General features: G+C 71.5%; 8 protein-coding genes and 1 pseudogene. 3 read left to right on the top strand and 6 right to left on the bottom strand.

The window, feature by feature from the left end; translation table 11 throughout:
- Positions 1-5: 5 nt before the first annotated feature.
- Complete coding sequence (locus tag AB0J66_RS36580) at positions 6-1,898, bottom strand: S41 family peptidase (protein WP_364670941.1); 1,893 nt, start codon at positions 1,896-1,898, stop codon at positions 6-8.
- Positions 1,899-1,983: 85 nt separating this feature from the next.
- Here AB0J66_RS36580 and AB0J66_RS36585 point away from each other — a divergent pair, with 85 nt between their 5' ends.
- Positions 1,984-2,892, top strand: coding sequence for an endonuclease/exonuclease/phosphatase family protein (locus AB0J66_RS36585; RefSeq protein ID WP_364670944.1), 909 nt, complete (start codon positions 1,984-1,986; stop codon positions 2,890-2,892).
- Positions 2,893-2,933: 41 nt separating this feature from the next.
- Positions 2,934-3,899: a GNAT family N-acetyltransferase gene (locus tag AB0J66_RS36590; protein WP_364670946.1), complete on the top strand. Its 966-nt coding sequence runs from the start codon at positions 2,934-2,936 to the stop codon at positions 3,897-3,899.
- A 149-nt stretch (positions 3,900-4,048) separates the two neighbouring features.
- Here the strand turns inward: AB0J66_RS36590 and AB0J66_RS36595 are convergent.
- The 5 genes and pseudogenes from AB0J66_RS36595 to AB0J66_RS36615 all read right to left on the bottom strand — a co-directional run.
- A pseudogene (locus AB0J66_RS36595) lies at positions 4,049-4,280 on the bottom strand (IS110 family transposase); the annotation flags it as partial.
- 429 nt (positions 4,281-4,709) lie between these two features.
- Positions 4,710-5,402, bottom strand: coding sequence for a DUF6807 family protein (locus AB0J66_RS36600; RefSeq protein WP_364670949.1), 693 nt, complete (start codon positions 5,400-5,402; stop codon positions 4,710-4,712).
- Positions 5,399-6,196 (bottom strand): sugar phosphate isomerase/epimerase family protein, encoded by a 798-nt coding sequence (locus AB0J66_RS36605; RefSeq protein ID WP_364670952.1) that lies wholly within the window; start codon positions 6,194-6,196, stop codon positions 5,399-5,401. The genes AB0J66_RS36600 and AB0J66_RS36605 overlap by 4 nt, the downstream gene beginning before the upstream one ends.
- Positions 6,193-7,281 (bottom strand): DUF993 family protein, encoded by a 1,089-nt coding sequence (locus tag AB0J66_RS36610; RefSeq protein WP_364670955.1) that lies wholly within the window; start codon positions 7,279-7,281, stop codon positions 6,193-6,195. The genes AB0J66_RS36605 and AB0J66_RS36610 overlap by 4 nt, the downstream gene beginning before the upstream one ends.
- Positions 7,278-8,429, bottom strand: coding sequence for a Gfo/Idh/MocA family oxidoreductase (locus AB0J66_RS36615; protein WP_364670958.1), 1,152 nt, complete (start codon positions 8,427-8,429; stop codon positions 7,278-7,280). Before AB0J66_RS36615 ends, AB0J66_RS36610 begins: the two co-directional genes overlap by 4 nt.
- Positions 8,430-8,596: 167 nt before the next feature.
- Here AB0J66_RS36615 and AB0J66_RS36620 point away from each other — a divergent pair, with 167 nt between their 5' ends.
- Positions 8,597-9,592: a LacI family DNA-binding transcriptional regulator gene (locus AB0J66_RS36620; RefSeq protein WP_364670961.1), complete on the top strand. Its 996-nt coding sequence runs from the start codon at positions 8,597-8,599 to the stop codon at positions 9,590-9,592.
- The last annotated feature ends 153 nt before the right edge of the window (positions 9,593-9,745 follow it).

The raw sequence follows: 9,745 nt of genomic DNA on the forward strand, positions 1-9,745 counted from the left end.
GCTAGTCAGTCACCCAGGGTCTTTCTGAGCTTGAGGCCGGTGGGCTCACGGGTGAAGGTGCGCAGGGCGACCAGCTCCCCGTGGTCGTAGCCGAGGAGTTTGACCTCGCGGCCGTCGGGGGCGCCCGGGATGGTCAGGGGGCCCTCGTCGTGGCCCAGGTCGGTGGTGCAGCGGGGGCGGCCGTCGACGATGACGTCGGCGCGGTCGATGCCCTGGACCGTGAAGGCGGCGGTCAGGTGGCCGGCGGTCTCGGCCAGGGTGACGTCGAAGCGGCGGGTGGGCAGCTCGGCGAGCAGTTTGACGGCGTCGGCGAACAGGTCGGCGTCGTCCTCGAGGACGTCGCGGCGGGTCGGGCGGTGCAGCTTGCGCGGCACCACGCCGTAGTCCTCCAGCGGGGTGCCCGCGTTCGCGCCGACGCGCAACACGCGGCGGATGACCAGGGACAGACCGGCGCCGTACGGAAGTGGGCGGTACGGCGAGTCGGCGCCCTCCGGCAGTCGGGCGAGCAGGTCGCCCAGCTGCCAGATGTTGCCCCCGCCGGCCCCCGTGTTGTTGTCGGTGCCGAGCACCCATCCGATCCCGTTGTCCTGGAAGCCGGCCGCGAAGATGTCGGCCGCCGAGTAGCACCGGGCGTCGGTCAGCAGCACGATCGGCCCGAAGTACGACTGCGGCACCACCTCGAGCATGTCCCGCCCGGTCAGCGGGATGCCGGCCGAGTAGAGCGCCCCCGAGTCCAGCGCCTGGTCGAGCGACTTGCGCCAGTCCTTGAGCTGGTCGTTCTGCCGGGCGATGCGCAGGTTGAGCGCGGTCGCCGCGAACTGGGCCGGCTCCGGCTCGACCGGGCGGGCCAGCAGCGCCTGCAGGCACATCTCGGAGGCGAGCACCGCGCCGCCGCCGTTGCCGCGGATGTCGAGCACCAGCCCGTCCTGGGGCAGCTCGCCGAGCAGCCGGATGAACTCGCGGACGAACCCGAGCACCCCGCTCCCGGTCGGCATGAACGTACGGATCCGCAAATGCCCGACCGTCCGGTCGCCCACGGGGACCTGGCGCGCCTCGAACACGGTCGGCATCTCCGAGACGATCCCGCCGGTGGCCGCGGTGCCCTCCAGCGCCTGCGGGGCGAACAGCGCCGCCCGCAGCCAGGCCAGCTGGGCGCCCTCGGCGTCGACCCCGAGCGGCGTGTCGATCGACGCCACCGGCCCCTCCTCGGTGGTGGCGATCGGCACCACGCTCCACACCTGGCGCGTCTCGTGGGCCTGCCCGTCCCGGTCGACGTACCGGATCATGATCCATTCCTCTTCGGGCGGCGGCCCGTACGCGAGCGAGCGCACCGTGAACATGCTGACCGCCCGGGCGTGCCGCGCCTCCGGGTTGGCCCCCGGCAGGCAGTCGGCGAACTTCTGGATCGCCCGTTCGATCGGCACCCCGTTCCAGTGGGTGACCTCGACGCCGAAGCCGAACGACCCGTCCCCGATCTCCGGCTGCCCGGACTGCAGCCGCCCGACCAGATAGCGGGGCTCGTCCCCTTCGACGAACTCCTTCAACAGAAAGGGGACGTACGCGCCGGCGCCGTTGAACGGTGCGGGCAACGTGTACCGCGTGTGCAGGTCCCGCAGCGAGTTGAAGATCTCGACGAGCTGCTGGTGCAGATGCCACTCGCGCCCCGGGTCGTCCTCCTGCCGGGCCAGCCGCTGGTCGAGCAACCGCAGCCGCTGCAGCGGATTGATGCCGTAGCGGGCCACCTTGAAGGCGAGCAGCGCGTAGTTCTGTTCCAGGATCAGCAGCGCCTGCCGCACGATGAGCCTGCGCTCGTCGAGGGTGAGCCGGCCGACCTCGTTGTCCGCGAGGAAGTCCGGCAGCGAGACGGTCGCCGCCAGGGTGCTCTCCACCTGCGTCATCGCCCCAGCGTAGGGCCGTTGCGGCCGCTGGGAGCCTGTCCGATCAACGACCCTGACCTTGCACGGCCCTGCCAACATTCGTGCGGTGCGGGGATACGTGGTCGTGGCGCTGTCCGTCCTGCTGGCCCTCACCCTGGCCCTCCACCGTTGGATCCCCGGCTTCGGCCTGCGCCTCGGCAGCCTGCTGGAGACGTTCCTGCCGTGGCTCGGCCTGGCCATCCCGCTGCTGGCCGCGCTCGCCTGGTGGCGCCGCCCCCGCCTCGCCCTCCCGGCCGTGCTGCTGCCACTGGCCGCCTGGCTGGCCGTGTTCGGCGCCTACGTGCTGCCCACGCGCGACAAGCCGTACGACCTGGTCGCCGTGCAGCACAACGCCAGCGACGAGAATCCCGACCCGGCCGGCACCGCGCAGGCCCTCATGGCGGCCGGCCCGGACTTCATCGCCCTGGAGGAGGTGGTCTCCCCCGCCGTCACCACCTACGAGACCGCCTTCGCCGCCCGATATCCGCACCACAGCGTGCAAGGCACGGTCGGCCTATGGTCGCGCTACCCGCTGTCCGAGGCGGCCCCGCTCGACATCCGCCCCGCCGGCTTCGGCCCCGACTGGAACCGCGGCCTGCGCGCCGTGGCCCACACCCCACACGGCGACATCGCCGTCTACGTGGCCCACCTGCCCTCGATCCGCATCGGCCCGACCGGCCTACGCTCGGCCGGCCGCGACGAGAGCGCCACCAAACTGGGTGCCGCCCTCGCCCGGGAGCCGGTGAGCCGCGTCCTCCTCATGGGCGACCTCAACAGCACAGTCCAGGATCGCGGCCTCTCCCCCGTCCTGGCTCACGTCCGTACGGCCCGGGACTTCGCCTTCAGCTGGCCGGCCCGCCGGCCCGTAGCCCGCATCGACCAGATCCTCACCCGCGATCTGACCGTCACCGGCCTCCACCCCCTGCCCCGAACCGGCAGCGACCACCTGCCGATCGCCGCCCACATGGCGCTTTAATGGCACGACAGCCCGCACACCATGGCACTAGCCTCGGCCGAATGCATGAGGCACTCACGTGGCGCCCCCTCGACCGCGGCGACGCGAAGTCGTCAGCGGACCTGCTCAACGCCATGGAGCGCGCCGACCAGATCGGCGAGTACTACGACGAGCAGGACACCCTCCAGGAGCTCGTCGACCCCTACACGGACCTCGAGCGCGGCACCCTGGCCGCCTTCGACGGCGACGTCATGGCCGGTTTCGTGAAAACCAGATACCAGCCGGTCGCGGAGGGCACCCAACGGGTGGTCATGGACGGCGGGGTAGCCCCCGACTACCGCCGCCAGGGCCTCGGCACCCGGCTGCTGCAGGCCGGCGTGGCGGCCGCGAGGGAGCAGCACACGCGGCACGGTTCGGCCCGAAAGCTCGCCATCGACATCCACAAACCCGAAACCATGGCCGGCCTGCCCGAGCTCATGCACGCCCACGGCTTCACGCCGGTCAGCTACTACCAGCACCTTCAGCACCCGCTCGGCGACGCCATCCCCGACACCCCGATCCCCGCCGGCCTGCACATCGAGCCCTGGTCCCCCCACAACGACGACGAGTTCCGCCTCATCCGGAACGAAGCCTTCGCCGAGGACCACCTGCGGTCCCCCATGACCGCCGAGTCCTGGAAAAGCAAAATCACCAACCAGACCTTCCGCCCCACCCTCAGCTTCCTGCTCCGCGACACGGCAACCGGCGCCCCCGCCGCCATGCTGGTGACAATGTCCTGGGACGCCGACACCGCCGCCACCGGCATCCGCGACGCCCGCTTCCTCTTCATCGCCACCCAGCCACCCCACCGCCGCCGCGGCGCCGCCAGCGCCCTCATCGCCCACGCCCTGCAAACCGCCGCCGCCGAGCGCTACGACCGAGCCCTGGCCGAAGCCGACTCCCAAAACCCTGTCGGCGCCCTCAGCCTCTACAAGAAGACCGGCTTCACCCCAAAGCTCCGCTTCATAACCTGGACCCTCGAACCCTGACCCCGTCAGCGCTTCCGACCTTCTCCGCCGGGCATTGCCCGGCCGCTCGGTCGACATGACTTTCTGCCCCTACCAAGATCCGGGGTTATCCCTATCGGTTCAGTCAAGCGACAAGGGCGGTTTCCTACTGGTTTACGCCGAAATATCGGCCGGCTGCAAAGCACGGCGTGCAGGACATCGACCCGGCGGCGGGCGAGGCGTTGTATCTGTTGCCTTCGGCGCCTCCGCGGCCCCAGTAGGCCCGCCGGGCCGGGCCGGGCCGAACAGGGCGGCGAACGCGAACAGAAACAACGCGCGCTTGCGGTGCTCCCCGCGGATGCTGGTGCCCGCCCGGGCCGGCCCGGAGTAAGCCGCCAAATGACCGGAGGCGGGAAACGCGGCGAGTCGCCGACTTCAACAGAACCCGGGCTGCGGCGGCGATACCCGCGACGCCGACAGTCTGGTCGTCCAAAGCGGCGAACCCGGCCCAGCCCGCCCGGCACCCGCGCCGCCCAACCCCGACCACCAAACCCGCGCAACCGGCCTGCAATGGCCGACCAGCTCACCCCCCAGCTCCGCCCGGGTGACCGCGCCCCCGCCCGCCCCGCAGCGCGGCAGCGAACCCCAACCACCCACCCACCGCAAGGGAACCGCCTCCAGCACCAGCCGCCCAGAGACCGGCGACCACCCTCCCGGCCGTCACATGACACCCGGCAAGGTTGAGGGGATGGGGTGACCACTCACGGCATAAAACGCTCCCCAGTCAGCCGTAAGTGGTCACCCCATCCCCTCAACCGTCCCCCGGGTAAGAAAGCCCCTCCCGGCCGGTGTTCAGCCGACGTCGGCGATCAAAACGCGGATCTCCCGGCGGAGGGTCTCGCCAGCGGGAATGACCAGCGGATCGGTAAAGGCCAAGGCAGCGCACACGCCGATGTATTCATCAGTGCGGACAAACCAGCGATCGGCATCCTGCAAGCCGCTGAACACCAGGCGGTAGCTGTCGTCCACGGTCAGCGTGAGGGACGGGTCAGCGCTGCCGTTGGCCGCCGACGCCACTGCCTTGCCGGGTGGGCACCGCCAGAAGAACCCCCCGTACCCGGCGCCACCGGTTCGTCCGTTGGTGGCCGGGCTGCCGAGGGCCACGGTCTCGGGGGCGGTCAGGGCGTACGCGAAAGACAGCTCCCACCCGTCCGCCGCCTCCACCGCCGTGATCGCTCGATGCTCGGTGAGAAGGGTGCGCCCCGAGCCGTCCTCCCACACCAGCGAGGAGGGGCTGACGTGCCGGATCCGCCCATGGTCTTCCCGCCACACATAGCCCTCGCCCCGAACAAAGGTCCGCCCACCCCACAGGTTCCACCCGTTGACGTCGGCCATCGTCAGGGACGCGCCGAGATGCCACGGGTGGTCGTACGGCAGCGTGTCCGTGACGACCGTGCCGCGCAGGGTGCGGACCGGGTGCAGGTATGGGCGGGGGCCGAGCCGGATGTCGAGGTCCGGCGCGGCCACGTAGTCGTACAGCTTCACGACACGGCCGCCCTGTACCCCTCGTACGCCTCGGCCAGGACCGACGCTCCCGGCCGGGACCACACGTCTTCGTGGAAGACCTCGACCTCGACCCACCCCTCGTAGCCGGCCTCGGCCACCGCCCGGTAGAAGCGCCGCATGTCGACCGATCCTGTGCCCGGCAAGCCGCGCCCGAGCAGCACCCCCGAAGGGAGCGGCGTGATCCAGTCGGCCAGTTGGAACGCGGCGATCCTCGGTCCCGCGCCCGCTATGCCCTGCCACACCTTGTCGTCCCACCACAGGTGGTACGTGTCGACGACCACGCCGACCGCTTCCACGGGGTAGGGCGCGGCCAGCTGCAGTGCCTGGTCCAATGTAGAGACGACGCACCGGTCGGAGCAGAACATCGGGTGCAGGGCCTCGATCGACAGCCGTACGCCCGCGGCGAGCGCGTCCGGGACGAGCGCCCCGATCGCGTCCCCCACGTGGCGGCGGGCCCCGTCGATGTCGCGCGAGTTGCCCGGCAGTCCGCCGCTCACGAGCACCAGCGTGTCCGTGCCGAGGGCGGCCGCTTCGTCGATCGCGCGCCGGTTCTCGTCGTACCACCCGGCTTCGTGGAAGAACCCGCTGCGGCACAGTGACGACACGGTCAGCCCGGCGTCGCGGACGAGCCGGGCCGTCTTGTCGATGCCGTACGCCTGCGCTTCCTCCCGCCAGAGCCCGACCGCCTCGACCCCGGCGGCGACGCAGCCGGCCACGAGCTCGTCGAGCGGCCACCGCTTGGTGGTGGCCTGGTTGAGCGAGAACCCTTTCATCGCCCCATCCCCACGGTCGTCAGCCAGGCCTGGGCCCGGTGGGCCGCGAGGTCGGCGTCGGGCAGGATTCCGGCCTCGTCGGCCAGCCGCATGAGCGCGAGCAGGTGCCGCGGTGAGCGCCCGGACTGCGCGCCGTTGACCATCGTGAAGTGGTCCTGGTGGCCGGCCAGCCAGTTCAGGAACACGATGCCCGTCTTGTAGTGGTAGGTCGGCGCCGCGAACAGGTGCCGGGCCAACGGCACGGTCGGACCCAGGATCCGTTCGTACGCGGTGACGTCGCCCGCGTCCAGCGCACGGAAGGCGGCCGCCGCGGGGGGCGCGATCACGGCCAGGACACCGAGCAGGGCTTCGGAGTGGCCCTGCTCGTCGCCGAGGATCAGCGACGGGTAGTTGAAGTCGTCGCCGGTGTACATGCGTACGCCCGCGGGCAGTTTCCGCCGGAGCTCGATCTCGTAGTCGGCGTCGAGCAGAGAGATCTTGATGCCTTCGATGCGGTCGCGGTGGGCGTTGATGATGTCGAGGACGGTGTCGTCGCCGCCCCAGTAGCCGGCGAGCAGCGGGTCGAAGGCTTCGCCGAGCCAGTGCAGCAGCACCGGCCGGTCCGACTGGACCAGCAACTCGCCGTAGACGCGCTTGTAGTCGTCGGCGTCGCGGGCGGCCGCCGCGAGGTGCCGTGAGCACATGATGACCGGCGTCGCGCCGGCCTCGCGGACGTCGGCCAGCTGTTCCAGGTAGGCCTTGGTGATGTCGTCCAGTGTGGCCGGACCGGCGGGGAGCTGGTCGGTGCCCACGCCCGCCACGATCGGGCCGGTGGCCTCGGCCGCGCTGCGCCGGATCAGCTCGCGGGTCGCCGCGTAGTCGAGCCCCGCGCCCCGCTGGGCCGTGTCCATCGCCTCGGCGACGCCGAATCCGTGGTCCCACAAGTGATGCCGGAAGCGCAGCGTCGTGTCCCAGTCGAGCGCGGCCGGCGCGCCCGGGACGTTCTCCTGGGCCGGGTCGGCCGTCACCGGCGCGGCCGCGTAGGCGATCCGGGACCGGAAGGCGCCCTTCGCCCGGAACTCCGCGCCGTGCCCGCTGAACTTCATCGCGACAACTCCGGGATCTCCAGGCGGCGGCCCTCCCGCGACGACTGCAAACCCAGTTCCGCGACCTGTACGCCGCGCGCCCCGGCCCACAGATCACCGGTGTAGGGCGCGTCCTCCGCCACGTACCGCAGGAACTGCTCCCACTGCGCGCGGAACCCGTTCACGAAGACCTCGTTGTCCGGCACCTCCTGCCACTGCTCGCGGAAGCGCTGCCCGGTCGGCACATCCGGGTCCCACACCGGCTTCGGCGTGGCCGCCCTCGGCTGTACGCGACAGTGGTGCAACCCGGCCACCGCGCTGCCATGCGTGCCGTCCACTTGGAACTCCACCAGTTCGTCGCGATTGACGCGTACGGCCCAGGAGCTGTTGATCTGCGCCACCACGCCGCCGTCGAGTTCGAAGAGCCCGTAGACCGCGTCGTCCGCGGTCGCGTCGTAGGGGGCGCCGGCCTCGTCCCAGCGGCGATCGATGTGCGTCACCGAGTGGGCGGTGACGGTGCGGACCGGCCCGAAGATCTGCTCGAGCACGTAGTGCCAGTGCGGGAACATGTCGAGCGTGATGCCACCGCCGTCGGCCGACCGGTAGTTCCACGACGGGCGCTGCGCCGTCTGCCAGTCACCCTCGAAGACCCAATAACCGAATTCGCCTCGTACGGAGAGGATGCGCCCGAAGAAGCCGCCCTCCACCAGACGCGCGAGCTTGCGGAGCCCAGGCAGGAAGAGCTTGTCCTGCACCACGCCGTGCTTGATGCCGGCCGCGTCGGCGAAGCGGGCCAGCTCGACGGCCTCGCCCAGGCTCTCGGCCACCGGCTTCTCGGTGTAGATGTGCTTGCCGGCCTCGATGGCCTGGCGCAGCGCCTTGACCCGGGCCGAGGTGACCTGCGCGTCGAAGTAGACGTCGACGTCGGGCCGGGCCAGCGCGCCGGGCACGTCGGTGGTCCACTGGGTGAGGCCGTGCTGGTCGGCCAGCGCGCGCAGCTTGGCCTCGCTGCGGCCGGCCAGGATCGGCTCGGGCCAGAGCACGGTGCCGTCGCGCAGCGGCAGACCACCGTCCTCGCGGATGGCGAGGATCGAGCGGATCAGGTGCTGCCGCAGGCCCATTCGCCCGGTGACGCCGTTCATCAGGATGCCGATGGTGGTTCGATCCATGCTCAGTTGCCTCCGGGGCCTTGAAAAGTCCTGAGGTAAGCGCTTTCCTAGGACCGTACTCGGCGTGCTGCCGACCGGGCAAGAGCGCGGGCGGTATCCTCCGGGCAACTGTCGGCGCCATCGCCTCGATCGGCGCCGATCAATCGCTTGAGGTTGTTAGGAGGCGCATGGCGACCTTGGCGGATGTCGCACGCCACGCCGGGGTGTCGACCGCGACGGCCTCGCGCATCATCAACGGCAGCCCGAAGCCGGTCACCGAGGAGCTGCGGGCCCGCGTCCTGGCCGCGGTGGCCGAGCTGCGCTACGTGCCCAACGCGCACGCCCAGATGCTGGCCCGCTCCCACCGCAACGCCGTCGGGGTCATCGTCCACGACGTCTCCGACCCGTACTTCGCCGAGATCACCCGCGGCCTGCAACGGGTGGCCACCGCCAACGGCCGGCTGGTCATCATCTGCAACAGCTTCCGCGACCCCGACCGCGAGATGGAGTACATCGACCTGCTCCACGCCCACCAGGTCGCGGCCATCGTGATCGCCGGCTCGGGCTACCTGGACGAGGCCGCGGCCAAGGATCTGGACGACCGGATGCGCGCGTTCGAGGCCACCGGCGGCCGCATCGCCGTCGTCGGCCGCCACCAGCACCCGGGCGACGCCGTCCTGCCCGACAACGAGGAGGGCGGCTACCTGGCCGCCACCCACCTGATCGAGCTGGGCCACACCGCGATCGCCGCCATCGCCGGCCCGCCGTCCCTGACCACCACCGTCGACCGCCTGGCCGGCCTGCAGCGCGCCGCCGCCGAGCACGGCGTCACCATCCGCGTCGCCCACTCCGACTTCACCCGCGACGGCGGCGAGGCCATCACCGCCTCCCTGCTGGCCTCGGACCCATCGCTGACCGCCATAGCCGCCCTCAACGACTCGATGGCCGTCGGCGCCCTGGCCGCCATGCGCGCCGCCAACCGCCCCCTGAGCATCATCGGCTTCGACGACATGCCGATCGCCCGCGACGTCACCCCCGCCCTCACCTCGATCCGCCTCCCCCTGACCGAGCTGGGCGAACGAGCCATGACCCTCGCCCTGAACCCCGCCCCCGACAACCTCCCCCGCACCGAACACGTCCGAGCCGAGCTCATCCTCCGCGACAGCACCCGCCCACTCTCCTGACCCACCCGCACACACCCCCTCCGCGCCCACCCTCCGCGCGCGCTCCCACCCACGCCACGCCGCGCACCCGCCGCCCGCGCGCTCCCACCCACGCCACACCCCGCGCCGCCCACGCGCTCCACCCACGCCACGCCGCGCACCCCGCCGCCCACG

The organism is Actinoplanes sp. NPDC049598, from assembly GCF_040675435.1.
Classification (GTDB): Bacteria; Actinomycetota; Actinomycetes; order Mycobacteriales; family Micromonosporaceae; genus Actinoplanes.